Consider the following 26,895-nt stretch of genomic DNA (forward strand, 5'->3'; position numbering starts at 1 on the left):
TATTTATTATATTTATGGATAGATTACAAACAATGCTGAATAAAATACAAGTTGATACTTACCATAAAAATGGATGGTTATTTGTGAAGTATAGTAACAATAAACTTACACAGGGATGGAAACTTCATGTAAGCAGTCAACTAAAAGACGCTTGTAATATTTTTTATATTGTTGCACAAGAGCTGGAAAAGGAAAGATGTAACTACAAAGTTCTAGATTGTTTGGATGAGTTAAAAAAATTAAATTCTCCTAGGGAAGTTTCTCCTACTGCAAATAAGTTTATCACTATATATCCGTCTAGTAGGAAGCAGGCCAAACGAATAATATTAAATCTAAAAGAAAAGTTAGAAAAATATAAAGCTCCAAGGATTTTATCAGATTTTCAATGTGGTGAGTATTCTCCAATACATTATAGATATGGTGCGTTTAAAGCAATTAAAAATTACAATTTTTCTGAAAATAAAATTGTCTACATGATGAAAAATAGTAGAGGAGAATTAGTAGAAGATCTGAGATTAAGTTATCCATATTTGCCAGAAGGGGTTAAGGATTTATTTACTGATATGGAAAAAAATAAATTATTTAAACCCTCCCCGGAAATCCCAGAGAATCACCCTTTAAATCACTATAATATCGAGTGTATTCTAAAAAAATCCAATAGAGGAAATGTTTACAGAGCTATAGAAAAAAGTAGTAATCAGAAAGTGATAATAAAACACGCACGGCCATATGTTTATAGTTGGAATGATGGTTTCTCTGCAATTGATGAATTAAAGAGTGAAGCAGAAAATTTAAAAGTATTTCAGGACAAGTCCTATACAACAGATTTAATTGAAGAGTTTTATGTCAATGAAGATTACTTCGTAGTACAGAAGTTTATACCAGGATATAATTTTTTTGATTTAAAAAATATTGATATCGAAAAAAATGTAATCATTAATAATATAATTGATATTATTAATGATATTCATGCTGAGGGATATTTAGCAGTGGATATTTCTCCAACAAACTTTATATTGGATGATTTTGGTCGTGTTAGGTTAATAGACTTAGAAAATTTTACAAACAAAAATAATACTGTTAGAAGAGCTGCTACAAAATTCATGATAAATACTGATTGTTCCTCAAAAATCTGTACTATTCAACAGGATTATTTTGCACTTGCAATGTTGAGTTTTGCCATTATGCGCGAGCATGTTTTACTATTTGAAGGAGAGGACGTCTTATTAAATATAACTGCTTTAGATAAAATCAAGTCTTGTATGTATATTGAGAAAGAAATTGGTAACATAACTAAATCGCAATTTAACTGGTTGATGTATTTATTGAATTTAAGTGAACAAGAGAAGTTAGACCGATTCGAGAAGATGAAGTATATAAACGATTTTGAAGATAAAAATATAGATTTTCATTTAAAGAAAGTTGATTCCTCATTCGATTTTCAAATTGAAAATGAAAAGCTTATTAACTATCTTCTTTCATTAAATATGAATAGAGAAAGCAGGATACTAAAGTCAAATGAATTTGGAGAATTTGTTAGTCCAGTATCGTTTCAACATGGCTTATCAGGATATTTGTTTTATTTATCACACATGAGAGACATTTATGATAATGGTAGAATTATCGAGTGGCTTATATCTGAAGGAAATCAAAATAAAGGAAATGTGTATTTAAATGGTTGTTCAATTTTATTTGGTTCTTCCGGATATCTTTGGGTATTATTAGAGTTCTATAAAAAAATTACCAGCAACAATCCAAGTAGAGAATTGATCATAGATAAAATTAGAGATATTTATAAAGACTTGATGAGTAGTTATCAAAAAGTTGAAGTATTTGACTTTGCTTTAGGAAAGTCAGGTATTTTATTGAGTCTTATGAAATACTGTATAAATTTCAATGATGTCGATAGTATGAAATTTATTAGAGAAAAAATAGAGGAGTTATATTCATATTTTGTAGATGAGATACGAAATGTTAATAGTTTAAAAGAATGTAATTTTGCACATGGTCTAGCTGGGATTGCATACGTAATTTCAATTTATAATTCGGAATTTGAATTTAAGGCAGCTTACGAAAATAGTATTAAGGTATTCAATAATCTGTTAGAAAATTTGTTAGAAAATGAATATAGTAGACTAAATGCAACTCCTACAAATTTAGAACTATCGTGGTGCGAAGGAACTTCAGGAATCTTACTTTATTTTGAGTTATTATATGATAAAAGGTATTCAAAAATAATTTCAAGGTTTCAACAACTTGCTTTTAAATTCAATCTTATCCAGTCAAGTTGTTATTGTCATGGTTTATCCAGTTTGTTGCAAACTCTAAACTATCAGGATAAATTAAATTTACGTGAGAATGTGATTGAGATTTTATTAAGTAGATCCAAAAGAGATAAAAATGGTATTTTGGTATTTGAATGTGAAGAAAGTTCAGATACATTATTTGATTTTGGTATCGGAAATCTAGGGATTTATTGGTCTATCCTTGGGGAAAGATTCCCATTTGAATTTAAAAAGGAGTTACGATGAAAGTATTTCTTCAAAATAGAGATTTTAGGCAATTAACCATCAACCAGTGGATCTCAACGGTTGGGGATACGATTTTTTATCTGGCCTTTTTGAATTATGTGGCAGATGCATCTTTTGCCCCTTTGGCGATTTTACTCATTACGATTTCAGAAACCCTTCCTCAAGTTCTACAAATCTTTCTGGGAGTTTTAGCGGATTTTCAACATCATCGTGTCCTAAAATATACAATTATTAGTTTTGCAAAATTTTTGCTTTACTCTATAGTGTCCCTATCGCTTTCAGGGCAGTCCTTTTCCTTGTTATTAGTAGCATTTATTTGTCTGATTAACCTCTTGTCTGACACATTGAGTTATTTTTCAGGCGCCATGCTCACTCCGATTTTCATTAGAATTATTGGAGAAGACCATCTGGCAGAAGCTATTGGATTTAAACAGTCAACTGTTAGTTTAGTGAAAACAATCAGTAATATTTTAGGAGGAGTCTTATTAGGTATTCTATCCATCCAGTTTATTTCCTTACTGAACGCTCTTACCTTTTTAATCGCATTTTTAGGTATCCTATTCATAAAAAATGATCTCTTGAAAGTAGAAAAAACGATTAGCTATCAAGAAGGACTCTCTGTAAAATCCTTTTGCCAGCATTTGGTCCAGTCATCGAAATTGATATGGAATATGAATCATGTGCTCTTGGTTTTGTTTATTATCTCTATTAGTCAAGCAGTGATAAATGTTACAGTTCCTGTTTCTACTCTGTTTTTGAGGAATCAGCCCTTTTTGAATTTACAAACAGGTCAATCTCTTGCCTTGCTATCCACTCTTGAATTAGCAGCCCTTATTGTCGGAAGCCTTGTAAGTGCCTATCTGAAAAATACGATTGCTATAAAAACAGCCCTCTATGCCTCGCTTGTCATCCAGTTGCTTCTTCTAGTAGGATTTGCCACAGTTCGTTTTGACTGGATTCTCATCTTTAGTGCTTTGGACGCCTTTTTCGCAGGTGTTCTCTCTCCTCGACTACAGGAACTCGTTTTTAAACAAATACCTGAGGAGTCAATGGGAGCAGTTCAATCCTCTATCGGCGCCATTACGGTTGTTTTACCTAGCTTATTTACAATAGCTTTGGTAACCATTGCTACTAGCTTTGGAACTCTGGCAGTTAGCCTTGTTTTATTGCTATTCCTTCTAGTTGCCTTTGTCATGCTCTTGAATATTCGTGAAAGTATTTAACGGAGAATTTGTATAATATATGTTTGAGACTGGCCTCCCAGTCTTTTTCTGTTCTTGTCAGTCAGCAGACTTTTTTCTATTTCACGAATATGTTATAATGATGTTTGCTGTGACTGTTTGGAAAGCAGTTGCTGAAGGAATGATTAGTGAGGAAATCTATGAAAGAAAAAGGATTTTGGGAAGGTGTGCAGGCTGCGGTGCCGACTGCTCTGGGATATGTCAGCATTGGCCTTGCTTGTGGGATTATCGGTTCGCCCTATGTGACACCACTAGAAATGGGTCTGATGAGTCTCTTTGTTTATGCTGGGAGCGCTCAGTTTGCCATGATAGCTTTGATTGCAGTTCAAGCTCCAGTAGCTGCTATTGCGATGACGGTCTTTTTGATTAATCTGCGTCTCTTCTTGCTGAGTTTGCATGCATCGACCTATTTTCGCCATACCAGTCTTTGGCACAATATCGGTATGTCCAGCCTCTTGACCGATGAGACCTATGGCGTTTTGATGGGCGAGTTGGTGCATACGGATAAGGTTAACCCCATGTGGATGCACGGGAACAACCTTAACAGCTATGTAGCTTGGTTTTTCGGAACTGTTGTCGGAACTGCTCTAGGTGGACTTCTACCAAATCCAGAAATTTTTGGCTTAGATTTTGCCCTAGTGGGGATGTTTATTGGAATTTTTACTTCCCAGTTTCAGATTATGCAAAAACGGATTCCTTTGCGCAATCTCTTCATAATTTTAGCAGTTGTAGCTGTATCTTTCTTTTTGCTCTTGACGGTGGTGTCTCAGTCATTAGCTGTCTTGTTTGCGACCTTGCTAGGTTGTACCATGGGGGTGGTCTTGGATGATCAGTAAGTATATTTTATTAGCAATTGTCTTTTCTGGCTTGGTGACTTGGATTCCAAGAATGATTCCTTTCATCCTAGCCAAGTACAAGGGTCTGCCGCCTATCGTAGAGCGCTTTTTGAAATTTCTACCAGTTTCTATTATCTTTGCCTTGATTTTATCAAGCGTGGTGACAGGAAAAGTTGGAAGTTTCCCGCAGATAAAGTGGTTAGACTTTTTAGCAGTCTTTCCAACGGCTTTTGTAGCCTTTCGCTATCGCAATCTGGTAGGGACTGTTCTCTTTGGGGTGGTCTTGATAGCAGTCCTACGTTTGGTCTTTTAATCAGCCATAAAGAAAACCTATCACAAATATAGAAATCATATAATAGCGTAATTCCTTTTTTTCTGTTAAGATAAGATTGTATTCTATTTTGGAGGAAATATCATGAAAAAAATCGTTAAGTATTCATCACTTGCTACCCTAGGGCTTGTAGCCGCAGGTGTATTGGCAGCTTGCTCAGGTGGTGAAAAGAAAGATGCAGCATCTGGTGAAGCAACATCTGATAAGAAAGAAATTGTCGTAGCAACTAACGCATCACCAAAACCATTTAACTATGAAGAAAACGGAGAGTTGACTGGTTTTGAGATTGAGGTCGTTCGCGCCATCTTTAAAGACTCAGACAAGTATACTGTCAAGTTTGAAAAGACAGAATGGTCAGGTATCTTTGCAGGTCTTGATGCTGATCGTTACCAAATGGCTGTTAACAACATCAGCTACACTAAAGAACGTGCAGAAAAGTATCTTTACGCAGCACCAACTGCTAAAAACCCTAATGTTCTCGTAGTTAAGAAAGATGATAACAGTATCAAGTCGCTTGATGATATCGGTGGAAAATCTACTGAAGTCGTTCAAGGAACAACATCAGCTAAACAATTGGAAGAATACAACAAACAACACGCAGATAACCCAACTGTCCTAAACTACACAAAAGCTGACTTCCAACAAATCATGGGACGTTTGAGCGACGGACAATTCGACTACAAGATTTTTGATAAAATCGGTGTAGAAACAGTTATCAAAAACCAAGGTTTGGATAACTTGAAAGTCATCGAACTTCCAAGCGACCAACAACCTTACGTTTACCCACTTCTTGCAAAAGGTCAAGATGAATTGAAATCATTTGTTGACAAACGCATCCAAGAACTATACAAAGACGGAACTCTTGAAAAATTATCTCAACAATTCTTTGGTGGTTCTTACCTTCCAGCAGAAGCTGATATTAAATAAATTTTTAAATCATCCATTCTCTGGTAGATGGATGATTTTCCATTCTGTAGGTATATAGTTTCAAACTATAGGTCTTCCTATCTATTAACAATTTGCGAAATCAAATAAAGTATGAGATACTATTACGGTATTATTTTTAAAGGAGAACGAATCATGAAAATTAAAAAATGGTTAGGCGTAGCAGCTATTGCTACAGTAGCAGGCCTTGCACTTGCAGCTTGCGGAAATTCAGACAAGAAAGCAGACAACACAACTACAGTTAAAATTGCGACTGTTAACCGTAGCGGTTCAGAAGAAGCACGCTGGGACAAAGTCCAAGAATTGGTTGAAAAAGACGGAATTAAATTGGAATTCACAGAGTTTACAGACTACTCACAACCAAATAAAGCAACTGCTGATGGTGAAGTAGACTTGAACGCTTTCCAACACTACAACTTCTTGAACAACTGGAACAAAGAAAACGGTAAAGATCTTGTAGCGATTGCAGATACTTATATCTCACCAATCCGCCTTTACTCAGGTAAAAACGGAGAAGAAAACAAGTACACTAAAGTGGAAGAAATCCCAGATAACGGTGAAATCGCAATTCCAAACGATGCTACTAACGAAAGCCGTGCCCTTTACCTTCTTCAATCAGCAGGTTTGATTAAATTGGATGTTTCAGGAACTGAACTTGCTACAATCGCAAACATCAAAGAAAATCCAAAGAACTTGAAAATCACTGAGTTGGATGCTAGCCAAACAGCTCGTTCATTGACATCAGTTGATGCAGCAGTTGTAAACAACACTTTTGTTACAGAAGCAAAATTGGACTACAAGAAAGCACTCTTTAAAGAGCAAGCTGACGAAAACTCAAAACAATGGTACAACATCATCGTTGCGAAAAAAGATTGGGAATCATCACCTAAAGCTGATGCAATCAAGAAAATTATCGCAGCTTACCACACTGACGAAGTGAAAAAAGTCATCGAAGAAACTTCAGACGGCTTGGATCAACCAGTTTGGTAATAAACACAGGGAGGTGGGAGAGATTTTTTCCACCTCTTGCTTTTATATAGAGACTAAAGAAAAGGAACATCCACTTGTATTGATTCCAAAGGTACAAGTCCTAGTAGAAAGGTAGAGAGAAAATGGTTTTCCCTAGCCAAGAAGAACAAATTGAAAAGTTTGAAAAGGATCATGTGGCGCAACATTACTTTGAAGTTTTGCGGACCTTGATTTCTAAAAAATCAGTCTTTGCCCAACAAGTCGGCTTGAAAGAAGTGGCTCGTTATCTAGGCGAGATCTTCAAGCGTGTAGGTGCAGAGGTCGAGATTGATGAGAGTTATAGGGCACCCTTTGTCATGGCGCATTTTAAAAGTTCACGCCCAAATGCCAAGACTATCATTTTCTACAACCACTATGACACAGTACCTGCGGATGGCGACCAAGTCTGGACAGAGGATCCATTTACGCTTTCTGTCCGTGATGGCATCATGTATGGACGCGGGGTTGATGATGACAAGGGACATATCACTGCCCGCTTGAGTGCTCTTAGAAAATACATGCAGCATCATGATGATCTACCAGTCAATATCAGTTTCATCATGGAAGGCGCAGAGGAATCTGCCTCTATGGACTTGGACAAATATCTAGAAAAACATGCGGACAAGCTTCGTGGTGCAGATTTATTGGTCTGGGAACAAGGAACCAAAAATGCCTTGGAACAGCTAGAAATCTCTGGTGGGAACAAAGGAATTGTGACTTTTGATGCCAAGGTCAAGAGTGCCGATGTGGATATCCACTCTAGCTATGGCGGTATTGTAGAGTCAGCGCCTTGGTATCTGATTCAAGCCTTGACTAGTTTGCGAGCTGCAGATGGACGTATTTTAGTTGAGGGCTTGTACGATGAGGTTCAAGAGCCTAATGAACGAGAGTTAGCCTTGGTTGAAACCTATGCTCAACGCAATCCAGAGGAAATCAGCCAGATTTATGGCTTGGAATTGCCACTTTTACAAGAGGAACGTACAGCCTTTCTAAAGCGTTTCTTCTTTGAACCAGCACTCAATATCGAAGGGATTCAGTCTGGTTATCAGGGGCAAGGAGTTAAAACGATTCTACCAGCAGAGGCTAGTGCCAAGCTAGAAGTTCGTTTGGTTCCTGGCTTGGACCCACATGATGTTTTGGATAAAATCCGGAAACAACTAGACAAAAATGGCTTTGATAAGGTAGAATTATACTATACCTTGGGTGAGATGAGTTATCGAAGTGATATGAGTGCACCATCTATTCTCAATGTTATTGAGTTAGCCAAGAAATTCTATCCACAGGGCGTATCTGTCTTGCCGACTACAGCTGGGACAGGACCTATGCATACGGTCTTTGATGCTTTAGAAGTACCTATGGTTGCCTTTGGTCTAGGAAATGCTAATAGCCGAGACCATGGTGGAGATGAGAATGTACGAATCGCCGATTATTACACCCATATTGAATTAGTAGAGGAGCTGATTAGAAGCTATGAGTAGAGATATTATCAAGTTAGATCAGATCGATGTGACTTTTCACCAAAAGAAAAGAACCATCACAGCGGTCAAGGATGTGACTATTCACATCCAAGAAGGGGATATCTACGGAATCGTTGGATATTCTGGAGCAGGGAAATCAACCCTAGTTCGTGTTATTAACCTCTTGCAAAAACCATCTGCAGGTCGAATTACTGTAGATAATGATGTAATTTTTGATGGTAAGGTCACCTTGACGGCGGAGCAGTTGCGTCGTAAACGTCAAGACATCGGGATGATCTTCCAACACTTTAACCTCATGAGCCAAAAGACAGCAGAGGAGAATGTAGCCTTCGCCCTCAAACACTCTGGACTCAGCAAGGAAGAAAAGAAGGCTAAAGTAGCTAAATTGTTGGACTTGGTTGGTCTTGCGGACCGTGCCGAAAACTACCCTTCACAGCTTTCTGGAGGTCAAAAACAACGTGTGGCTATTGCGCGTGCCTTGGCAAATGATCCAAAAATCTTGATTTCAGACGAGTCAACTTCAGCTCTTGATCCAAAGACAACGAAACAAATCTTGTCACTCTTGCAAGAATTGAACCGTAAACTAGGTTTGACCATTGTCTTGATTACACACGAGATGCAGATTGTCAAAGACATTGCTAACCGTGTGGCAGTGATGCAGGATGGCCGCTTGATTGAAGAAGGTAGCGTTCTTGAAATCTTCTCTGATCCTAAGCAACCATTGACTCAGGACTTTATCTCAACTGCGACAGGTATTGATGAAGCTATGGTCAAGATTGAGAAACAAGAAATTGTAGAGCACTTATCTGAAAACAGCATTTTGGTACAACTCAAGTATGCAGGCGCTTCTACAGATGAGCCGCTTTTGAATGAATTGTACAAGCACTACCAAGTAACAGCCAATATTCTCTATGGAAACATTGAAATTTTGGATGGTACTCCTGTGGGTGAACTTGTGGTTGTCTTGTCAGGGGAAAAAGAAGCCTTGGCAAGCGCTCAAGACGCCATCCGTCAGGCTGGTGTGCAACTAAAAGTATTGAAGGGAGGACAGTAAGATGGCAGAATTGATTAAAGCATACTTACCAAACGTCTACAAGATGGGTTGGTCTGGTCAGGCTGGCTGGGGAACGGCAATCTACTTGACCCTTTATATGACGGTTCTTTCCTTCATCATCGGAGGTTTCCTAGGGCTGGTTGCAGGGCTTTTCCTTGTCTTGACAGCTCCAGGTGGTGTCTTGGAAAATAAAGTTGTTTTCTGGATTTTGGACAAGATTACCTCTATCTTCCGTGCGGTGCCATTCATCATTCTCTTGGCTGTCTTGTCCCCCTTCTCTCATCTAATCGTAGGGACAAGTATCGGACCAAATGCGGCTATTGTACCCCTATCTTTTGCAGTCTTTGCCTTCTTTGCTCGTCAGGTACAGGTGGTATTGGCAGAGCTAGATGGCGGTGTCATCGAGGCAGCTCAAGCTAGCGGAGCTACTTTCTGGGACATCGTAGGTGTTTACCTATCGGAAGGTCTACCAGACTTGATCCGTGTGACAACTGTAACCTTGATTTCCCTTGTCGGTGAAACAGCTATGGCGGGAGCGGTCGGAGCAGGTGGTATCGGTAACGTAGCTATCGCCTATGGATTTAACCGTTTCAATCATGATGTAACAGTCCTTGCGACGCTCATCATTATCCTGATTATCTTTACAATTCAGTTCTTGGGCGACTTCTTGACCAAGAAATTAAGTCATAAATAAAAAAAGAGCTAAGTGGCTCTCAGATTGAAGAAAAAGTCAATTTTGGACAATTTTCTTCAATCTTTTTCTATTATTAGAGAAAATAAAAAACTCTTAATACTCTTCGAAAATCAATTTCAAACCACGTCAACGTCGCCTTGCCGTACTCAAGTACAGCCTGCGGCTAGTTTCCTAGTTTGCTCTTTGATTTTCATTGAGTATAAAAAGAGCATAGAACAGCAATTCTAAGAGTTTTCACTATATGGTAACCAACCTCTATAGGGGCAATTTTTAATTATGGATAGGGGTTGACTACTTTTGAAGAGCCGTGTGGCTCTTTTTATAAACTATATTTGTTATTCAAGTGGAATAAACTTTTGGAAGTATGGTATAATGAGAAAGCATATTTCGATATGACTAAGGTAGTGATCTATCTGTAGAGAATTATGAAATGATAAAGGAGTTCGGCTAGTATGAATTATTTTGAGGGGAATGAGTTTTTCCTTCTATTGTTTGTAGTTTTACTGATTGGCTTTGTTTTAAACTACTTTGGCAAGCGTAAGGATTATTATATTTTAAGTCTGTCAATTTTATTTGCAGGAGCCATCTATGGTAAGAGTAAAGCCATGGTTGTTTATTTACTGGCATTCATCATTTACCAGTATTTTCTGGTTTTCATAGCACAAAGAATGGATTCAAAACGGTTGAAGCCACTGGTTATGTTATCCATTTTACCTTTAGTAGTCAATAAAGTCTTTGCCTTAACCCAGCTACATTTGTTGGCTTTTATTGGGATTTCTTATATGTCCTTTAAAACTATCCAAATCATGCTGGAAATATCGGATGGTTTAATCAAAGAAAAAATCAGTGTAAAAGATTATCTTCAGTTTCTACTCTTTTTCCCTACAGTTAGTTCGGGACCAATCGATCGTAGCAGAAGATTTCTAAAAGAGATCAATGAAGTCATGCCTAGAAAAGACTACCTAGAGTTAGCAGGTGATGGTATTTATCGCATTGTTCTAGGCCTTCTCTACAAGGTGGTTCTATCAACCTATATTTACCAGATGCTGCTTGCTCTAAGCAATACTGGTACAGTTGTCTACTCAATCAAATATATGTATTTGTATACACTCTATCTGTTCTTTGACTTTGCGGGTTATAGTTTGATGGCTGTTGGGAGCAGTAATATTTTGGGCATTCAGACACCGATGAATTTCAATAAGCCTTTCTTGAGTATTGATATCAAGGATTTCTGGACTAGATGGCACATCACCTTGTCAACTTGGTTGAGAGATTTTGTATTTTCAAGAGTTTTGATGCAGGTTATCAGAAAAAAATGGTTTAAGAATAGATTGCACAATGCAGCCTATGCCTATATGGTCAATATGCTAGTCATGGGATTTTGGCATGGAATTAGTGTCAGCTATATCGCTTATGGATTTTACCATGGCGTTCTGATGTCTGGATTTGAAATTTATCAAAAGAAAAGCACTTTTTATAAGAAACATAAGAATAAAACTTGGTACAAACTAATGAGTTGGTTTGTGACCATGAATTTAGTTATGGTTGGTTTCTTTATCTTTTCAGGAGAACCTTATAAGATAATCAGGACAATTTTAAGTAGATAAAGAAATTTAAAGAAATCTGCTAAATCAAGGAGATTGGACAAAACAAGATGATTAAGTTAAAAGCATTTTTACTATCGCTTGTGCTCGTAATTGCGACACTTGCCCTTTTAAATGTGACATATGTCAAGAAGGTTGATGATTATTATAAAGTCAAGGACAATAGTATTCGCTACAGCACTTCTTATGAAAAGTATAAAAGTAGAGATATTCTAACAAATAATATCACACCCAACACACTAGTTCTACTGGGTTCCTCAGAGTTAGTTGCGACGGTAAAGGAAGATTACCATCCTAATAAAATTTTTAACTACAATGATTTTAATATCATGCAGATAGGAACCAGTTATTCTCAAAATATCATTCAAGCTACAACCTTGGGCTCGATTGAAGGAGCTATGAGTAAGCGAAAAGTAGCCATCGTAGAGTCTGTTCAATGGTTCGAAAAGGATGGAACCCATCAAGATGCTTTTTTAAATAAGGCTTCTCAGGAACACATTTTTCACATGCTAGATAACGAGAAAATCAGTAAGGAAACCAAAGAAAAACTGATCAATCGCATTATTGAGATTACCAAAGGGAATAAACAACAGAACGATATCTATAAAAAGTATAAAAGCTACTTTATAGAAGGAAAAGGAACCATTGTTGATAAAAAACTATTGGAGTTAGATAACACGATTTATTCCTTTAAGCTTAAACAAAAATTCTATGAAAATCATGCCAAATCAGATTATCCTTCATTAGGGGATAAAACACCGGACTATAATTGGGAGCAGCTGACAGATCAGTTTGTAGCAGAAGTTAAAAAGAAAACAGACAATAATGATTATGCTGTAGATAACAACTACTACAATACTTATTTGAAAGATCGCTATGCTTCATTAAAAGATTCTAATAAAGATTTGAGCTACCTGGAGTCACCAGAGTATTCAGATATGGAACTCTTCTTGACAGTTGCTAAGGAATTGGGAATTGAAGTTGAAGTTATTATACTCCCAGTAAATGGTAAGTGGAATGATTACACAGGTGTTTCACGAGAAATGCGTGAAGAAACTTACAAAAAAATAGAAAATGTTGCCAAAAGCCATGGTGCTACTGTGTTAAACTATGGAAATAAAGAGTATGAAGATTACTTTTTATTTGACGTGATGCACGTTGGGGTGAAAGGATGGATGGAAGTTGAAAAAGAACTTTACAAATTTGCAAATGAAACTAACTGACACACAACGTTTACTATTGTGGACCTTGTTTTTCTACACGGTTATTTTAAGCATCGTGATTTATTCTCTTGTCACAGATTTTTCAAACATCCAAGAATTTATTTACAGTGAATTTTAAATATTTCATTAAAAAAGCCCCTTGTCTCAAATAAATATTAGAGACAAGGAGCTTTTTTGTTACTGTTTATGTGTTAATTTCTTACTAAGCGCTTGTCCAATAAGGGCGCCAAGTAAAGCACCGATAAGGACGCTTGCTACAAAGAGAAGGATAGTACAAGGGTTAGGCGCGACCATGATGCGGTCAATATAGTCCTGAGATTTTCCACGAGCGACTAGAGTTGCGATATAGGCTTGAGGGGTCAACCACATGAGTAGGATGGGACCAGTAGTACCAAAGGCAAAAACTAGGAAGGAAAGAAGGTTTTTAACCTTATCTTTGTAGTGGCCAAGATGAGCGATGCCATCTGCTGCAAGACCGCAGATAATTCCTGGCAGAAAGGCTCCAGCACCATGCTTGCTCCCGAGGAAAAATAGAGAGATTACAAGTCCAATCGTAGTAATCGCTCCAAAACGAGGAACCTTTGCTAAAAGGATCATATAGACGCTACCACCCACAAGAGCAGAAAAGGCAGGGGCGTAAAACATATTTCCAGTGTGGTCGACAAGGTTTCCTAGTAGAACACCCACTCCGATACAGAGAAAGTAGACAAGGGCAGCTACAAGGGTCGTCAAGATATTCTTTTTCATAAGTTCTCCTTCGTATATCTGATGTTATTCATTGTATCATGCCTGTGGCAGATTGTAAATGCTGGTTTGGAACTAGTATTTATTAGGAAATGTGGTAAAATAGGAAAAAATAAAAGACGAGTGGTAAGAGGATGAAGAATTTAGGAAAAGTTTTTAAAGAGTTACGAGAATCAAGAAAAATTTCCTTGAGAAAAGCAACAGGTGGACGCTTTTCAGCATCCTTATTGTCGCGTTTTGAAAATGGTCAGAGTGAAATATCTGCTCCAAAGTTAATAACAGCTTTGGAGAATATTCATGCGAGTATGGAAGAATTGTTATTTTTGGCGAGAGGTTTTCATCAAGATGCCTATTCTGAATTTAGAAACAGAATAGTTGAGGCTATTGACCCTCAAGATTTGACATCCTTGCGCACTCTCTACCAGAGAGAGTATCAACAACTTCCTTTTTCAAAAGATAGACAGCAACATATTCTCAATGCTATTTTAATAAAATCCTATATGAAAGCCATTGATGAGACGGTTACATTGACCGCTGAGGAAGAAAGAGTCCTACATGATTATCTATTTTCTGTCGAAATTTGGGGACACTATGAATTGTTGTTCTTTTCTTCCTGCTCTCCGCTTTTATCAGTCCAGCTTTTTACAAAGTACTCTCGAGAAATGTTGCGGAAGTCAGATTTCTTGCAAGGAGTTGGGAAAAATCGAAATATAATGCATACCTTGCTCCTCAATGCTTTTATGGCCTGTATTGAAATTGATGATTTTACCAATGCCCTCTATTTTAAAAAACAAATTGAAAAGAACTTTTTTGAAGAAAATGAAACCTATTTTCGAATAGTCTACCTCTGGGCAGAAGGTTTGCTTGATAGTAAGCAAGGAAGAGCAGAGGAAGGGCAGAGAAAGATGGAGGACGCTATTCGTATTTTCGAGATGATTGGTTGTAGCAGATCTGCTGACTATTATAGAAGCACCATGGAGTGTTGAATATCTGCAACTAGATAAAATAACTTGAAACGATAGGACTGTGAAGATACTTATTAGCATTAGACAAATTCTATCGTTTTCGTTATCAGTTTAGTCTGTTGCATATATTCAAAAATGTCTTCTCGTAAGATTCTTGATGCTATACTAGAGCTACCATAAAAGTAGTATGTGAGAAAGAGAGGAATCTATATGAAACTATTACTAAGAAATCAAGCATACAGAGTTTTGAGTTTATCACGATTTTTCAATGCTTTTGGAGCTTCCATTTTTAATTTAGTGTTTGTGGTCTATGCCTCGACTTTGCCAGAGGCTTCTGTTGCCGTTGCCATGGCGAATGTTGTGATGATGCTTCCAACTCTTTTTACAGTTTTTGTGGGGATTCGGGCAGATTATACCAAGGACAAGGTCAAATGGATGACCTATGTCGGTTTATTTCAGGCGGTTTTATTTTTTCTAGCAGCCCTAGTTGTTCAGCAAGCTAGTTTCTTTGCCTTTTCGACCCTTTGCCTCATCAATGTCATTAGTGATGTAGCCAGTGATTTTGCGGGTGGCTTGCGAATGCCTCTCGTTAAAGAAAAGGTAGCAGAGTCAGATCTGATGGAGGCCTATTCCTTTTCTCAGTTTATTACCTACATCTCTGCGATTGGCGGCCAAGCTTTTGGAGTTTGGCTATTAGGGGTGTCAACACAGAACTTTTCGCTCGTAGCGGTAATCAATGCCATATTTTTCCTAGTGTCAGCTCTCGTTCTCTTTTTAGGAAGGGCTGAATTAGGCTTATCAACTCCACTTGTTGATAGTAAATCACTGAAAAATGAGAAACTTTCTATCAAAGATCAATTTTTAACGATTTACCGAAACTTACGCCTCGTTTTTCTTAAAAGTGGACAGAAAAACTTTGGTTTTATGCTCTTTGCTATCTTGATTATCAATGCTTTGGGTGGTGCCTTAGGTGGTATCTATAACATCTTCCTTTTAAATCATTCCTTACTGAATTTTTCCTACAAGGATGCCTTGTTTATCTTACAATTGATTACCTTATTAGCAGTTATCATCAGTAGCCTTACTGGCAATGATTATTTTGGGAAGCAATCTCTACCTAGATTGATGATGTGGGTTACATTAGGAGCCAGTCTAGTTGGTCTATCTAATTTGTTAAACCAAGTCTTGCTCGGGATGCTTTTCGTCTTTTTTACCATGTATGTTTCTGGGAAAATTTCTCCAAAGATTAGTGCTCTGCTCATGAAAAATCTTGCTCCAGAGGTTCTCTCTCGTACCAGTAATTTTTTAGGTTTGTTGTTTACTCTATCTATACCAGTGGGGACAGCCTGTTTTTCACTGGTGGCAGTATGGGATATACAGTTAACATGGGCTCTGTTTGTTGGGCTTTCCTTGCTTGCGATTCTCCTAGCTAGTCTTAATCTCAAACATGAAATTTAGGTGTTAGTCTTCTTTTCACACTGTCCCAATCCCCTCATTTATGGTAAAATAGGACTATTAAGTTATAAAGAGGATTCCCTATGAAATTACAAAAACCAAAAGGAACGCAGGATATTTTACCTGCTGAGTCTGCCAAATGGCAGTACGTTGAAGGCTTTGCGCGTGAAATCTTCAAACGCTACAACTACGCAGAAGTGCGTACTCCTATTTTTGAGCACTACGAAGTCATCAGTCGTTCTGTTGGAGACACAACTGATATCGTAACCAAGGAAATGTATGACTTTTACGACAAGGGAGACCGTCATATTACCCTCCGTCCAGAAGGAACTGCTCCAGTCGTTCGTTCTTATGTGGAAAACAAACTCTTCGCACCAGAAGTTCAAAAACCAAGTAAGTTCTACTACATGGGGCCAATGTTCCGCTATGAGCGTCCACAAGCAGGTCGTTTGCGCCAATTCCACCAGATTGGTGTGGAGTGCTTTGGCTCTAGCAATCCAGCTACCGATGTGGAAACTATCGCTATGGCAGCCCACTTCTTGAAAGAAATTGGCATACAAGGTGTTAAATTGCACCTCAACACTCTTGGAAATCCTGAGAGCCGTGCGGCTTACCGTCAGGCCTTGATTGACTACTTAACACCGCTCAAGGAAACCTTGTCTAAGGATAGCCAACGTCGCTTGGAGGAAAATCCTCTCCGTGTCTTGGACTCTAAGGAAAAAGAAGATAAGGTAGCAGTAGAGAATGCGCCTTCTATTTTGGATTTCCTTGATGAAGAAAGCCAAGCTCATTTTGATGCTGTGCGTCAGATGTTGGAGAATCTGGGTGTAGACTACATCATCGATACCAATATGGTGCGTGGTCTAGACTACTACAACCACACTATTTTCGAGTTTATCACTGAGATTGAGGGCAATGACCTGACAGTCTGTGCGGGTGGTCGTTACGATGGTTTGGTTGCTTACTTTGGTGGCCCTGAAACTGCTGGATTTGGTTTTGGACTTGGTGTAGAGCGCCTGCTTCTCATCCTTGAAAAGCAAGGTGTGGCCCTCCCTATCGAAAACGCCCTAGATGTCTATATCGCAGTCTTGGGTCAAGGGGCAAATGTCAAGGCTTTGGAATTGGTACAAGCCCTTCGCCAACAAGGTTTCAAAGCAGAGCGTGATTACCTCAATCGTAAACTCAAAGCTCAGTTCAAGTCAGCCGATGTCTTTGCGGCTAAGACCCTCATCACTCTAGGTGAGAGCGAAGTCGAAAGCGGACAAGTAACGGTCAAGAACAATCAAACCCGAGAAGAAGTGCAAGTGTCGCTTGAGACAATCAGCCAAAACTTCTCAGAAATCTTTGAAAAACTAGGGTTTTAATGATAGATAAACTGGTCAGGATTTTATTCCTGACCTTTTTCTTTTGCAAAATGACAAAAATCTTAAACTTTTTGACAAAGATAATTGTCAAAAATAAAAAGATATGTTACAATGAAATCAAGTTAAGAAATAAAGAACTAGGAGGGGGCCACATGTGGGTATGGATTTTTTTTCCTTTTCTCGTCTTGATTTATAGTAGTCAATCTAAAAAAATCAAGCGGTTAGAGAAAAGGTTAAAGGTAATCGAAAGAAAAGAGAAAGGAAATATAGATATGTCAAGATTATTGCAAGAATTAATTGGGAAAAAACCAACAATCGTTGGACAAGTGTTTGGAACAAATTTATGGGAAGTTGTGGATGTTGATGAGGAATGGGTCAAACTACGTCATGTTGATAAAAATGGGAAAGAAAAATTCAAGTTGCAACGTATTGAGGATATCCAAGCCGTTGAATTTGATGGAGAGTAGGTGTGTAACATGCAACTAAAAAACCGTCTAAAAGAGCTTCGGGCTCGCGATGGCCTGAATCAAACCGAGCTGGCCAAACTAGCTGGCGTGTCCAGGCAAACCATCAGTTTGCTAGAGCGGGATGAGTACACGCCCTCCATCGTCATTGCTCTGAAGATTGCTCAGATCTTCAATGAGCCAGTCGAGTCAGTTTTTCGCTTAGAGGAGGATGAGTGATGAACAAGTATAAAGTGATTTATTATCTCTGTATCGTTGTGTTTATCGTGAATCTTTTGGCTATGATTGGAAGCCTATTTGGTTGGTTTACAATCGTTGAAAGTAAGTATCTCTTCTGGATAAATTTAGTGCTACTATTAGTCTTTAGATGGGTAGAGAGAAAGATAAAATTCAAAGAGCTCGTAAAAGGAGAAAAGTTATGAAAGAATTTTTAGCAGGTTTTCAAGTCGATACTGAAGACAAAGCACTTGCAGGTGTTTGTGCAGGTTTAGGAAATTATTTTAACATCCAAACCAACATCGTTCGTTTGGTGACGCTCTTCTTGTTTCTCTCTTCGACGGAGATTGGTATTTTAACAGTTACAGCCTATGCTTATCTAGCAGGTTGGCTTGGCAATGAGCCCTTGGGAGATAGAGCGAAAAAAGCAAGAAATCAAGCTATTCTCTTATTTGTTGTTTGTTTGCTTTTGGTGTCGCTTGGAGCAGAAGGTTTGACAGCTATTTTTGAATCAGGTAAAGCCTTTGGTCAATGGTTGGCTGGATTAGTTTAGAGGGAGGATGAAAATGAAAAAGAAACGAATCTTATACTTCTTAGCGATTGGTGTTTTAGGCTATTTTACAGGTATGCTTGCAGGTCGTGCTTGGGCATTGGGCACAAGTTTTAATTTGAATACTCTAGTTCCATGGATTTCAGCATCTTGTTTATTGATAGCTTTGATTAGCATTTTTTTAACTATCTATTTCTTAAAAAAGAGTCGGAAATTCCATGCTTTATATCAAATGGAAATAGATGACGATGTGAATGAAACTTATTATGTACAAATGTATCGAAATCTCGAGTTTGGTACGATTGCTTTTAACATTGTGTCAGTTATGACTATATTAGCTTTATTCATCTCTATGAATGAAGTGGTGATACTCCGTACAAGTTTTATCGTTCTAGGACTTTCTGTTCCAGCTCTTATTTTAGCTGCAGTACTTCAAAAATATCTTTTCAAGACGATTTCGATTGTTCGTCAGTTTGATTTGGCATTTTTCTCTATTCCAAAGGATGTGTTAGATTATGTAAATTCTTACGATGAAGGAGAACGACAAGCTAATTTGGAACAGAGTTTTCGAATTTTATTTCAATTAAACCAATATGTTTTACCAGGTTTGTATATTTTGATTGATATCGTTTCTGTACTTACGGGAGAAATTCAGTTATTAGGTCTTTTAGCTGTAGCTGTAGTCCATATTTATATCAATATAATGCAGATACCTATGGTGAAACGTTATTTTAAATAGAAAAGATCACTTAAACTATTTAAGGTTATTGGCTAGTTTAGATAGAGGTCAGAAAATGAAAAATAATCGTAGATGGTTGAGAGTAGTAGTGTGTATGTTAAGTGCTTTTGTAGGAGCCTTTGCTTACACTCTTAGAGGTATAGCTGAACAGATTCAAATGTCACAAGTCTTACACACTGTTTATGGATTCGCTCTCGTTATTGGAGGAATTTCCTTCATCTTAGCCCTGTATTATCTTGGCAAAAGTCGAGAAGTTTATACTCTTTATCAAAGGGGGACAGAGGAAGAAGATAGTGATCAGACCTATGTAAGAGCCTATCGTTACTTAGATTATGGTTCGGTTTCTTCAAATGTTTTGATGATAGCAATGATGACCAGTGGGATCATACTGATTTCTCCGATATTTAAGAATACCTTGCTAATTCTTCCTGCTCTTATTCTATTATGCTTATACATTATTGTTGCCAATTACTTGTTGCGAACTATTTTTATCGTTCGACACTATAAACTGTCTGTTTATTACACTCCAAAAGATATTTTAGCATATCTTAACAGTTATGATGAGGGAGAAAAGCAGGCAGAGATGGAAAGTGCCTATTTAACTCTGTTTAGGTTGAATCAGATTTTACTGCCATCACTCTATTTTTTATTGATAGTATTATCAGTTGTTTTACGAGAAATACAAGTGGTTGCCTTAGTTCTTTTAGTCGTCATTCATTTTTATATAACTATCGCACAATTAAGAAAAACAAAACGTTATTTTAAATAGGAGTCTTTTATGAAAACACTTAAAAACATTGGCTGGTTTGTTCTTGCTTTCTTATCATTTTTGTTTATCTACGGTTTTATTCAGACTTTACCTCTGATTGCTCTTGGTTCAGGTGCACCTATAGTCGGTGTTCTTCCGCTTTATATTCTATTAGCAGGAGCTTTTACCTTCTTAACATACAAGTGGTATAAGACAGGAACTGTTACGATAGAAAAAACGGGCCTTAACAAATACATCTGGTTGCCTGCCTTGGTATGGGTCCTTATCATTGTTGTACAAAATTTCTTACCAAATGATCCATCTGTCAGTCAACAGACGGCAGAACAATTGACTCATAATCAACCTCTCTTCTCTTTCTTCATGATTGTTGTCTTTGCACCCCTGACAGAAGAGTTGACCTTTAGAGGTCTGTTAGCTCGTTATGTCTTCCCTCAGCAGGATAACGTCAAGCAGACAGTACTCTTTCTTCTTGTAAGTACTATCATTTTTGCCCTTGTTCATTTCCCTGGCACTCCTCAACAATTCCTAGTGTATGGTTCCCTCGGTTTGAGCTTGGGCTTGGCATATATCAGCAAAGGTGGTTTGGCATACAGCATTGCTTTACATGCTTTAAATAATTTAATCGGATTTTTAATGATTCTCATGCTATAATAGACTCAGGAGGAAGTCATGAAACGAGTGATATTATTAGCAGTGATTCAGGCAGTTGTACTCTTCTTCATTATTGGAGCGCTTGCCTATGCTTTTAAAGGGGATTTCTTTTATAACCATCTAGCAGTTATCTTTGCACCAATCGCAGGTATTATGCGATTTGCGACAGCCTATGCAACGGAGATTGTTCTCCCTAAAAAGGCTGCAGAGATTGCTGAAAAGCGAAAAAAATAAAGAAATACCAAGTAAAATAAGGTCCAGCGAATGATTTTGCTGGATTTTTTCATTTATAGCAGGATTCTTCTCAACTTTTCTGATGATTTTCATGAAGAGCCTGCGCTTTTATGGTAAAATAGTAACAGAATAAAAGAGGAGAGAAAACATGAAACGTAGTATGTATGCTGGTCGTGTTCGTGAGGAACACATCGGACAAGAAATTACCTTGAAAGGATGGGTAGCCCGTCGTCGTGACCTTGGTGGTTTGATCTTTATCGATCTTCGTGACCGTGAAGGAATCATGCAGTTGGTTATCAACCCAGAAAAAGTATCTGCAGAGGTGATGGCAACAGCTGAAAGCCTTCGTAGTGAATTTGTCATCGAGGTGACTGGTCAAGTTGCTGCACGTGAGCAAGCCAATGATAAGTTGGCGACTGGTGCAGTTGAATTGAATGTAACAGCTCTTTCTGTACTTAACACAGCCAAAACAACACCATTTGAAATCAAGGATGGCATTGAAGCGAACGATGATACGCGTCTACGTTACCGTTATCTTGACCTTCGTCGTCCAGAAATGTTGGAAAATCTTAAACTTCGTGCCAAAGTAACACATTCTATCCGCAACTACTTGGATGAGTTGGAATTTATTGATGTGGAAACGCCATTCCTTTCTAAGTCAACACCAGAGGGGGCGCGTGACTATTTGGTGCCTTCTCGTGTCAATAAGGGTCATTTCTATGCCCTTCCTCAAAGTCCGCAGATTACAAAACAGTTGTTAATGAATGCGGGATTTGACCGTTACTACCAAATCGTCAAATGTTTCCGCGATGAAGATTTACGTGGAGACCGTCAACCTGAGTTTACACAGGTCGACTTGGAAACTTCATTCCTTACTGAGCAAGAAATTCAAGATATCACAGAAGGTTTGATTGCGCGCGTGATGAAGGAAACAAAAGGCATCGAAGTAACACTGCCATTCCCTCGTATGAAGTATGATGATGCCATGGCTCTTTATGGTTCTGACAAGCCTGATACTCGTTTTGAGATGTTGCTTCAGGACTTGACAGAAGTGGTCAAAGGTGTTGACTTTAAAGTCTTTTCAGAAGCACCTGCTGTAAAAGCCATTGTGGTCAAAGGAGCTGCGGACAACTATTCACGTAAAGATATCGACAAGATGACCGAAGTAGCCAAACAGTACGGTGCCAAAGGTCTTGCTTGGGTCAAGGTTGTTGATGGAGAATTAAACGGACCAGTTGCGAAATTCTTGACTGGTATCCAAGCAGAATTGACTGCAGCACTTGGTCTTGAAGATAAGGATTTGGTTCTCTTTGTGGCTGATACGCTTGAAGTAGCCAATGCAACACTTGGTGCCCTTCGTGGACGTATTGCTAAAGAACTAGGCTTGATTGATCAGGATAAATTTAACTTCCTTTGGGTTGTTGACTGGCCAATGTTTGAATGGTCTGAAGAAGAAGGGCGTTATATGAGTGCCCACCATCCATTTACCCTTCCTCAAGCAGAAACTGCTCATGAGCTTGAAGGTGATTTGGCTAAGGTTCGTGCCATTGCCTATGATATCGTCTTGAACGGTTATGAGCTTGGTGGTGGTAGTCTTCGTATCAACCAAAAAGAACTCCAAGAACGCATGTTCAAAGCTCTTGGTTTCTCAGCTGAAGAAGCCAATGACCAGTTTGGTTTCCTTTTGGAAGCTATGGACTATGGTTTCCCACCACACGGTGGTTTGGCTATCGGTCTTGACCGTTTTGTCATGTTGCTCGCTGGAGAGGAAAATATCCGCGAAGTCATCGCCTTTCCTAAGAACAATAAGGCAACTGACCCAATGACGCAAGCACCATCAACAGTAGCTCTTAAACAACTAGAGGAACTTAATCTACAAGTAGAACAAGATGAAACAAACGAAACTAACTAAAAAGTGGTACCATTATCTTCGCCGCTTTGCTTATCGAGTAAGGATTTTGCGTGTTTTACAGAGTATCTCCCGAGAAAAATACGATGAAAAAATCTCAGCTTCTCTGGTATATGGTTTTCTATCAGCAGTAGCCGTCAATTTCTTTTTCCAACCAGGGCACGTTTATTCAAGTGGTGCGACAGGTTTAGCTCAGATTATATCTGCCCTTAGTAACCACTGGTTTGGTTTTCATTTCCCGATTTCAGTAGCCTTTTATGCCATCAATATTCCTCTCATGATTTTGGCCTGGTATCAAATTGGGCATAAGTTCACGATTTTTACCTTTATCACGGTATCCATGAGCTCGCTCTTTATCCAGTTTGTGCCTGTGGTGGTCTTAACAGAGGATCCCATCATCAATGCCCTTTTTGGGGGTGTTGTCATGGGATTGGGGATCGGCTTTGCTTTACGTCATAACATCTCCAGTGGAGGAACAGACATTGTCAGCTTAACCATTCGTAAGAAGACTGGTCGTAACGTCGGAAGTATCTCTTTCTTGGTTAATGGTACAATCATGTTGATTGCAGGAGTGACCTTTGGTTGGAAATATGCCCTTTATTCCATGATTACCATCTTTGTCTCAAGTCGTGTGACAGATGCAGTTTTCACCAAGCAAAAACGCATGCAGGCCATGATTGTTACTAGCAATCCAGATGCCGTCATTGAGAAAATCCATAATAAATTGCACCGTGGAGCAACCATGATCCATGATGCTGAAGGAACTTATAATCACCAGCGTAAGGCTGTTTTGATTACGGTTATCACTCGTGCAGAGTTCAATGATTTTAAATTAATCATGAAGCAAGTTGATCCAACAGCATTTGTTTCTGTTTCAGAAAATGTTCATATCCTAGGCCGATTTGTCGAAGTCGAAAACTAAAGATTTCAGGACATCTTCAAATTCCATTAGTGATACCTTGCTCTAGTTTACTAATAGTTATTTATAACAATGAATAGAACGAAAAAACCAACTCTTGAACATATTGTCAGAGTTGGGCTTTTTTATTTTTCAACGATTTTGTGGGCAATCAACTGGCGGTAACAAATTTGTTTGTTGTTTTTAGCATCATTGATGATCTGGAGAATAGTTTCAAAGGAAACACGACCAAGCTCCAAACTATTGATATCGACATAGGCCGCCAAGTTGAGCTTGGGATTGACTGAGTCGAAGCTGAGGACAGGGACATCCAGTTGGTGTTTTGCGATGTAATCACAGACCCCTGCAGCAAGGAGACTATCAATGGTAATAATAGCGTCAATATTTGGATTGTGTTTGAAGAGAAGTCTACTAAAGCGATAACCATTATCTTCAAGAAATTCAGTAGCAAAGTAAGTCAGATTAGTATCGAGAGGAAGTTGGTGTTGTTTTAGAGCTAGCTCGTAACCTGTCAGACGGTCTAGTGTTACGAAGAGTCGCTTAGTACCTCCGATAAAGGCAATTCGCTTGCATCCTTTTTTGATGAAATACTCTGTCGCATCAAAACCAGCTTGGACATTGTCATTATCGACAAGTGGAATGAAGGGAGATAGAGATTTACCTAAGATAAGGAAAGGAAATTGCTCGTCTACTACTAACTTAACCAAAGGGTCCTCTTCTTGGGCATAGAGGAAAATCAAACCGTCTACACGCTTACCATAGACCATCTGAGAAATAGCTTTAAGACGCTCTTTGGCATCTTTACCTGTCGCAATCTGAATGGCGTAGTGGTTTTCAGAGGCGACTTGGGCGATACCACGGAGGACAGATGGGAAGAAAGGATTTTGATAGAAGGCATCTGAGTCGTCAGGAAGCACCAAGCCAATAACTTGGGTATAACTGCTTACCAAGCTACGAGCGTTGAGGTTGGGGTGGTAATTGAGCTCCTTCATAGCCTTGCGAACGCGTTTTTTTGTTTCATCGCTAATGGTTGATTTATTTTGAATAACACGGGTTACGGTTGAAGGTGAAACACCAGCAGCCTTGGCCACGTCTTTAATCGTAACAGGCATAATAATCTCCTACTTATGGTAGTCTGGATCACGGAAATGCGTTTTGTAAAAGATAGTGACCAGGTATAGAACAAATAAAATATTTTGAACAGTAATTAAAGTGGCCATATTTTGGCCTAGGAGACCTAGAATCATAGCAAGTAAGGTTGGTAATCCTAAACAGTTCAAAATGAAATGATAGCACTCTTTGTAGCTTTTAAATGAAAAGAGACGCGATTTTTTCGTGAAGTAGAGCAAGAGGCTAGCACCTAAAGCAACAATAAAAAAATTAAGTCCAAAGAGGAAGCTAGAACCTAGCACAAGAAAGAGACTAATATAGGCGCGATTCTGTTGATACCAGTCTTTAGAAATGGCTTGTGTTAAGCTTTCCTTGCTTTGGAAGCTCTCAGTCGTTATCGCGTGATAGCGAATGCTGGTCAATTCTTTTCCTTGCTTACTGATGATGAGTTTCTCAGGTTCAAAGTTCAGAAGTAATTCCTCAGGGAAGTTTGAACTAGAAGGGTCTCCGATTTGGATAGAAGCTTGATGAGGAGATGAACCTGCATAGCTCAACTTACCATCTACAATCTTTGCATTGGCAGCCAAATCCTGAACCACACTATCCGTCAAAGGAGTGTAGACATCATCGATGAAAGTTTCTAAAGGATAAGTTTCCTGAGAACTGTTTTGGATAGCAATAGGGATCATCGACAAGCTAATCAAGAAGATACTGGTAAAAATCAGTTGGAACCAGTTGAGACCAAAACGTTGAGATAGGGGCTTACGGAATCCCCAGATACTATTAAAATAAGAAAATGGATATGGCAACATAATTCTCTTTCTAAGGCATTTTTCTATATGAGTATTATATAGAGAAATGTGTTTAATTTCAAGTGGGTCAGGTACAATGCTGGTTGAAAGTAGGCTTTTGCTTTAAATTGTTCATAAACAAGAAGCATTACCTTAAACTTTTATTTCTCATCAGATTATCTAAGTAAGGACAAGTTTCAAAATGAAAAAGGGTGGCGGGGGTATATTACCCCTTGTCGCCACCGCTTGTAAGTCCTGAAACGAAGTTCTTTTGCAAGAAGAAGAAAAGTGTACAGATTGGAAGAGCGATGAGGATAGCACCTGCTGAGAAGTAGGCAATCTTCAAGTTCTTCGCATTGCTAACGAAGGTTTGTAGACCAACGGCAACTGTAAAGTATTCTTTCTCACGAAGCAAGAAACTAGAGAGGATGTAGTCTCCGAAAGGTCCCATGAAGGCCCAGAGTGCTTGTACCGCCACCATTGGGCGAACAAGAGGGAGAACGATTTGCCAGAAGCGGCGGAAGTGTCCTGCACCATCAAGTTTTGCAGATTCATCAAGAGACATTGGCACGGTGTCAAAGTAACCTTTCATGAGCCAAGCATTCATCGGAATACCTCCACCAACATAAAGGAAGATGAGGAACCAGCTATGGTTAAGGGCGTTCAACATGAGGGCCATAACGAAGAAGGCAGTCAAAGCAGCCATTGTAGGCACCATTTGGATAATCAAGAAGAAGACCAAACTTTGCTTACGAGCCAAGAAATTGTAACGGCTATAAGCATAACCAGCAAGTACGATAATACTTGTTTGAACAGCCATGGTAATCAAGGCGATAATCAAAGTGTTGAGGTACCAAGTACCGTACAAGGTTTCAGTGAAGAGGCCTTTAAAGTTATCAAAATTGAGGTCGATGTTAGTATCTAGTTTAAAGGCTGAGACGTTACCTGCTTTAAAGGCTGACATGATGGTAATCAAAAGTGGATAGATAATCACGATTGATAGGCCAATTAAGTAGAGGTAAGTAAGGGTTTGAGTCAGTCTACGTTTGAGTTTAATTGAGTTATTCATC

The 26,895-nt window shown here is 38.5% G+C and carries 28 protein-coding genes; 24 read left to right on the forward strand and 4 right to left on the reverse strand.

Going from position 1 to position 26,895, the window contains the following annotated elements; all coding sequences use genetic code 11:
- Positions 1 to 14 precede the first annotated feature (14 nt).
- The 11 genes from RRU92_RS02550 to dltD all read left to right on the forward strand — a co-directional run bounded on the left by RRU92_RS02550 (position 15) and on the right by dltD (position 12,945).
- Complete coding sequence (locus RRU92_RS02550; protein WP_315640283.1) at positions 15 to 2,531, forward strand: lanthionine synthetase LanC family protein; 2,517 nt, start codon at positions 15 to 17, stop codon at positions 2,529 to 2,531.
- Complete coding sequence (locus tag RRU92_RS02555) at positions 2,528 to 3,754, forward strand: MFS transporter (RefSeq protein WP_315640284.1); 1,227 nt, start codon at positions 2,528 to 2,530, stop codon at positions 3,752 to 3,754. Before RRU92_RS02550 ends, RRU92_RS02555 begins: the two co-directional genes overlap by 4 nt.
- Before the next feature lie 158 nt (positions 3,755 to 3,912).
- Positions 3,913 to 4,608: an AzlC family ABC transporter permease gene (locus tag RRU92_RS02560; RefSeq protein WP_315640285.1), complete on the forward strand. Its 696-nt coding sequence runs from the start codon at positions 3,913 to 3,915 to the stop codon at positions 4,606 to 4,608.
- Positions 4,598 to 4,921, forward strand: a complete 324-nt coding sequence (locus RRU92_RS02565) for an AzlD domain-containing protein (RefSeq protein ID WP_315640286.1) — start codon at positions 4,598 to 4,600, stop codon at positions 4,919 to 4,921. The genes RRU92_RS02560 and RRU92_RS02565 overlap by 11 nt, the downstream gene beginning before the upstream one ends.
- Before the next feature lie 102 nt (positions 4,922 to 5,023).
- Complete coding sequence (locus tag RRU92_RS02570) at positions 5,024 to 5,866, forward strand: amino acid ABC transporter substrate-binding protein (RefSeq protein ID WP_315640287.1); 843 nt, start codon at positions 5,024 to 5,026, stop codon at positions 5,864 to 5,866.
- 153 nt (positions 5,867 to 6,019) lie between these two features.
- A complete protein-coding gene (locus RRU92_RS02575; protein ID WP_315640288.1) occupies positions 6,020 to 6,874 on the forward strand; it encodes a MetQ/NlpA family ABC transporter substrate-binding protein in 855 nt (284 codons plus the stop codon).
- Positions 6,875 to 6,996: 122 nt separating this feature from the next.
- On the forward strand, positions 6,997 to 8,370 hold the full coding sequence (locus tag RRU92_RS02580; protein ID WP_315640289.1) for a M20 family metallopeptidase: 1,374 nt from the start codon (positions 6,997 to 6,999) through the stop codon (positions 8,368 to 8,370).
- On the forward strand, positions 8,363 to 9,424 hold the full coding sequence (locus RRU92_RS02585; RefSeq protein WP_315640291.1) for a methionine ABC transporter ATP-binding protein: 1,062 nt from the start codon (positions 8,363 to 8,365) through the stop codon (positions 9,422 to 9,424). Before RRU92_RS02580 ends, RRU92_RS02585 begins: the two co-directional genes overlap by 8 nt.
- Position 9,425: 1 nt before the next feature.
- Positions 9,426 to 10,118, forward strand: coding sequence for a methionine ABC transporter permease (locus RRU92_RS02590; RefSeq protein WP_004250431.1), 693 nt, complete (start codon positions 9,426 to 9,428; stop codon positions 10,116 to 10,118).
- Positions 10,119 to 10,570: 452 nt separating this feature from the next.
- A complete protein-coding gene (dltB, locus tag RRU92_RS02595) occupies positions 10,571 to 11,725 on the forward strand; it encodes a D-alanyl-lipoteichoic acid biosynthesis protein DltB (protein ID WP_315640293.1) in 1,155 nt (384 codons plus the stop codon).
- Positions 11,726 to 11,772: 47 nt separating this feature from the next.
- The gene (gene dltD, locus RRU92_RS02600) at positions 11,773 to 12,945 is read left to right on the forward strand and encodes a D-alanyl-lipoteichoic acid biosynthesis protein DltD (RefSeq protein ID WP_315640294.1); all 1,173 of its coding nucleotides are present in this window, start codon (positions 11,773 to 11,775) and stop codon (positions 12,943 to 12,945) included.
- Positions 12,946 to 13,122: 177 nt separating this feature from the next.
- On the opposite strand, the gene RRU92_RS02605 is transcribed toward dltD, so the two are convergent.
- Entirely contained in the window at positions 13,123 to 13,692 is a 570-nt protein-coding gene (locus RRU92_RS02605) for an MptD family putative ECF transporter S component (protein WP_315640295.1), read from the reverse strand.
- A 131-nt stretch (positions 13,693 to 13,823) separates the two neighbouring features.
- On the opposite strand from RRU92_RS02605, the gene RRU92_RS02610 reads away from it, so the two are divergent.
- From RRU92_RS02610 to RRU92_RS02670, 13 genes are all read left to right on the forward strand, one after another.
- Entirely contained in the window at positions 13,824 to 14,675 is an 852-nt protein-coding gene (locus RRU92_RS02610; protein WP_281335249.1) for an Rgg/GadR/MutR family transcriptional regulator, read from the forward strand.
- A gap of 189 nt (positions 14,676 to 14,864) precedes the next feature.
- Entirely contained in the window at positions 14,865 to 16,112 is a 1,248-nt protein-coding gene (locus tag RRU92_RS02615) for a transporter (RefSeq protein WP_315640296.1), read from the forward strand.
- A gap of 80 nt (positions 16,113 to 16,192) precedes the next feature.
- A complete protein-coding gene (hisS, locus tag RRU92_RS02620; protein ID WP_153224590.1) occupies positions 16,193 to 17,473 on the forward strand; it encodes a histidine--tRNA ligase in 1,281 nt (426 codons plus the stop codon).
- Positions 17,473 to 17,940, forward strand: coding sequence for a hypothetical protein (locus RRU92_RS02625; protein ID WP_194251809.1), 468 nt, complete (start codon positions 17,473 to 17,475; stop codon positions 17,938 to 17,940). Before hisS ends, RRU92_RS02625 begins: the two co-directional genes overlap by 1 nt.
- 9 nt (positions 17,941 to 17,949) lie before the next feature.
- Positions 17,950 to 18,156 carry a helix-turn-helix transcriptional regulator gene (locus RRU92_RS02630; RefSeq protein ID WP_001176235.1) on the forward strand — a complete coding sequence of 69 codons (207 nt, stop codon included), beginning with the start codon at positions 17,950 to 17,952 and terminating at the stop codon, positions 18,154 to 18,156.
- Positions 18,156 to 18,359, forward strand: a complete 204-nt coding sequence (locus tag RRU92_RS02635; protein ID WP_153224588.1) for a hypothetical protein — start codon at positions 18,156 to 18,158, stop codon at positions 18,357 to 18,359. The genes RRU92_RS02630 and RRU92_RS02635 overlap by 1 nt, the downstream gene beginning before the upstream one ends.
- Entirely contained in the window at positions 18,356 to 18,706 is a 351-nt protein-coding gene (locus tag RRU92_RS02640) for a PspC domain-containing protein (RefSeq protein WP_153224587.1), read from the forward strand. Before RRU92_RS02635 ends, RRU92_RS02640 begins: the two co-directional genes overlap by 4 nt.
- A gap of 13 nt (positions 18,707 to 18,719) precedes the next feature.
- Positions 18,720 to 19,442, forward strand: a complete 723-nt coding sequence (locus RRU92_RS02645) for a DUF3169 family protein (RefSeq protein WP_315640299.1) — start codon at positions 18,720 to 18,722, stop codon at positions 19,440 to 19,442.
- Between the two features lie 55 nt (positions 19,443 to 19,497).
- Positions 19,498 to 20,211, forward strand: a complete 714-nt coding sequence (locus RRU92_RS02650; protein ID WP_315640300.1) for a DUF3169 family protein — start codon at positions 19,498 to 19,500, stop codon at positions 20,209 to 20,211.
- Positions 20,212 to 20,220: 9 nt separating this feature from the next.
- Positions 20,221 to 20,862, forward strand: coding sequence for a CPBP family intramembrane glutamic endopeptidase (locus RRU92_RS02655; RefSeq protein WP_153224585.1), 642 nt, complete (start codon positions 20,221 to 20,223; stop codon positions 20,860 to 20,862).
- An 18-nt stretch (positions 20,863 to 20,880) separates the two neighbouring features.
- The gene (locus tag RRU92_RS02660) at positions 20,881 to 21,096 is read left to right on the forward strand and encodes a hypothetical protein (RefSeq protein ID WP_060955102.1); all 216 of its coding nucleotides are present in this window, start codon (positions 20,881 to 20,883) and stop codon (positions 21,094 to 21,096) included.
- 148 nt (positions 21,097 to 21,244) lie between these two features.
- Positions 21,245 to 23,008 carry an aspartate--tRNA ligase gene (gene aspS / locus RRU92_RS02665; protein ID WP_153224584.1) on the forward strand — a complete coding sequence of 588 codons (1,764 nt, stop codon included), beginning with the start codon at positions 21,245 to 21,247 and terminating at the stop codon, positions 23,006 to 23,008.
- Complete coding sequence (locus RRU92_RS02670; protein WP_315640302.1) at positions 22,986 to 23,927, forward strand: YitT family protein; 942 nt, start codon at positions 22,986 to 22,988, stop codon at positions 23,925 to 23,927. The genes aspS and RRU92_RS02670 overlap by 23 nt, the downstream gene beginning before the upstream one ends.
- A gap of 122 nt (positions 23,928 to 24,049) precedes the next feature.
- Here the strand turns inward: RRU92_RS02670 and RRU92_RS02675 are convergent, their stop codons facing one another.
- The 3 genes from RRU92_RS02675 to RRU92_RS02685 form a co-directional block, all read right to left on the reverse strand.
- Complete coding sequence (locus RRU92_RS02675) at positions 24,050 to 25,036, reverse strand: LacI family DNA-binding transcriptional regulator (protein ID WP_311522485.1); 987 nt, start codon at positions 25,034 to 25,036, stop codon at positions 24,050 to 24,052.
- A gap of 9 nt (positions 25,037 to 25,045) precedes the next feature.
- On the reverse strand, positions 25,046 to 25,846 hold the full coding sequence (locus tag RRU92_RS02680; RefSeq protein WP_315640304.1) for a DUF1189 family protein: 801 nt from the start codon (positions 25,844 to 25,846) through the stop codon (positions 25,046 to 25,048).
- A 205-nt stretch (positions 25,847 to 26,051) separates the two neighbouring features.
- Positions 26,052 to 26,894, reverse strand: a complete 843-nt coding sequence (locus RRU92_RS02685) for a sugar ABC transporter permease (RefSeq protein ID WP_315640306.1) — start codon at positions 26,892 to 26,894, stop codon at positions 26,052 to 26,054.
- Position 26,895 lies beyond the last annotated feature (1 nt).

Source organism: Streptococcus sp. DTU_2020_1001019_1_SI_AUS_MUR_006 (genome assembly GCF_032340315.1).
Classification (GTDB): Bacteria; Bacillota; Bacilli; order Lactobacillales; family Streptococcaceae; genus Streptococcus.

Excerpts from the sequence above, each read along its gene's own strand:
- RRU92_RS02550 (WP_315640283.1), top strand. The coding sequence starts at position 15 with ATGGATAGATTACAAACAATGCTGAATAAAATACAAGTTGATACTTAC.
- RRU92_RS02555 (WP_315640284.1), top strand. The coding sequence starts at position 2,528 with ATGAAAGTATTTCTTCAAAATAGAGATTTTAGGCAATTAACCATCAAC.
- RRU92_RS02560 (WP_315640285.1), top strand. The coding sequence starts at position 3,913 with ATGAAAGAAAAAGGATTTTGGGAAGGTGTGCAGGCTGCGGTGCCGACT.
- RRU92_RS02565 (WP_315640286.1), top strand. The coding sequence starts at position 4,598 with ATGATCAGTAAGTATATTTTATTAGCAATTGTCTTTTCTGGCTTGGTG.
- RRU92_RS02570 (WP_315640287.1), top strand. The coding sequence starts at position 5,024 with ATGAAAAAAATCGTTAAGTATTCATCACTTGCTACCCTAGGGCTTGTA.
- RRU92_RS02575 (WP_315640288.1), top strand. The coding sequence starts at position 6,020 with ATGAAAATTAAAAAATGGTTAGGCGTAGCAGCTATTGCTACAGTAGCA.
- RRU92_RS02580 (WP_315640289.1), top strand. The coding sequence starts at position 6,997 with ATGGTTTTCCCTAGCCAAGAAGAACAAATTGAAAAGTTTGAAAAGGAT.
- RRU92_RS02585 (WP_315640291.1), top strand. The coding sequence starts at position 8,363 with ATGAGTAGAGATATTATCAAGTTAGATCAGATCGATGTGACTTTTCAC.
- RRU92_RS02590 (WP_004250431.1), top strand. The coding sequence starts at position 9,426 with ATGGCAGAATTGATTAAAGCATACTTACCAAACGTCTACAAGATGGGT.
- dltB (WP_315640293.1), top strand. The coding sequence starts at position 10,571 with ATGAATTATTTTGAGGGGAATGAGTTTTTCCTTCTATTGTTTGTAGTT.
- dltD (WP_315640294.1), top strand. The coding sequence starts at position 11,773 with ATGATTAAGTTAAAAGCATTTTTACTATCGCTTGTGCTCGTAATTGCG.
- RRU92_RS02605 (WP_315640295.1), bottom strand. The coding sequence starts at position 13,692 with ATGAAAAAGAATATCTTGACGACCCTTGTAGCTGCCCTTGTCTACTTT.
- RRU92_RS02610 (WP_281335249.1), top strand. The coding sequence starts at position 13,824 with ATGAAGAATTTAGGAAAAGTTTTTAAAGAGTTACGAGAATCAAGAAAA.
- RRU92_RS02615 (WP_315640296.1), top strand. The coding sequence starts at position 14,865 with ATGAAACTATTACTAAGAAATCAAGCATACAGAGTTTTGAGTTTATCA.
- hisS (WP_153224590.1), top strand. The coding sequence starts at position 16,193 with ATGAAATTACAAAAACCAAAAGGAACGCAGGATATTTTACCTGCTGAG.
- RRU92_RS02625 (WP_194251809.1), top strand. The coding sequence starts at position 17,473 with ATGATAGATAAACTGGTCAGGATTTTATTCCTGACCTTTTTCTTTTGC.
- RRU92_RS02630 (WP_001176235.1), top strand. The coding sequence starts at position 17,950 with ATGCAACTAAAAAACCGTCTAAAAGAGCTTCGGGCTCGCGATGGCCTG.
- RRU92_RS02635 (WP_153224588.1), top strand. The coding sequence starts at position 18,156 with ATGAACAAGTATAAAGTGATTTATTATCTCTGTATCGTTGTGTTTATC.
- RRU92_RS02640 (WP_153224587.1), top strand. The coding sequence starts at position 18,356 with ATGAAAGAATTTTTAGCAGGTTTTCAAGTCGATACTGAAGACAAAGCA.
- RRU92_RS02645 (WP_315640299.1), top strand. The coding sequence starts at position 18,720 with ATGAAAAAGAAACGAATCTTATACTTCTTAGCGATTGGTGTTTTAGGC.
- RRU92_RS02650 (WP_315640300.1), top strand. The coding sequence starts at position 19,498 with ATGAAAAATAATCGTAGATGGTTGAGAGTAGTAGTGTGTATGTTAAGT.
- RRU92_RS02655 (WP_153224585.1), top strand. The coding sequence starts at position 20,221 with ATGAAAACACTTAAAAACATTGGCTGGTTTGTTCTTGCTTTCTTATCA.
- RRU92_RS02660 (WP_060955102.1), top strand. The coding sequence starts at position 20,881 with ATGAAACGAGTGATATTATTAGCAGTGATTCAGGCAGTTGTACTCTTC.
- aspS (WP_153224584.1), top strand. The coding sequence starts at position 21,245 with ATGAAACGTAGTATGTATGCTGGTCGTGTTCGTGAGGAACACATCGGA.
- RRU92_RS02670 (WP_315640302.1), top strand. The coding sequence starts at position 22,986 with ATGAAACAAACGAAACTAACTAAAAAGTGGTACCATTATCTTCGCCGC.
- RRU92_RS02675 (WP_311522485.1), bottom strand. The coding sequence starts at position 25,036 with ATGCCTGTTACGATTAAAGACGTGGCCAAGGCTGCTGGTGTTTCACCT.
- RRU92_RS02680 (WP_315640304.1), bottom strand. The coding sequence starts at position 25,846 with ATGTTGCCATATCCATTTTCTTATTTTAATAGTATCTGGGGATTCCGT.
- RRU92_RS02685 (WP_315640306.1), bottom strand. The coding sequence starts at position 26,894 with ATGAATAACTCAATTAAACTCAAACGTAGACTGACTCAAACCCTTACT.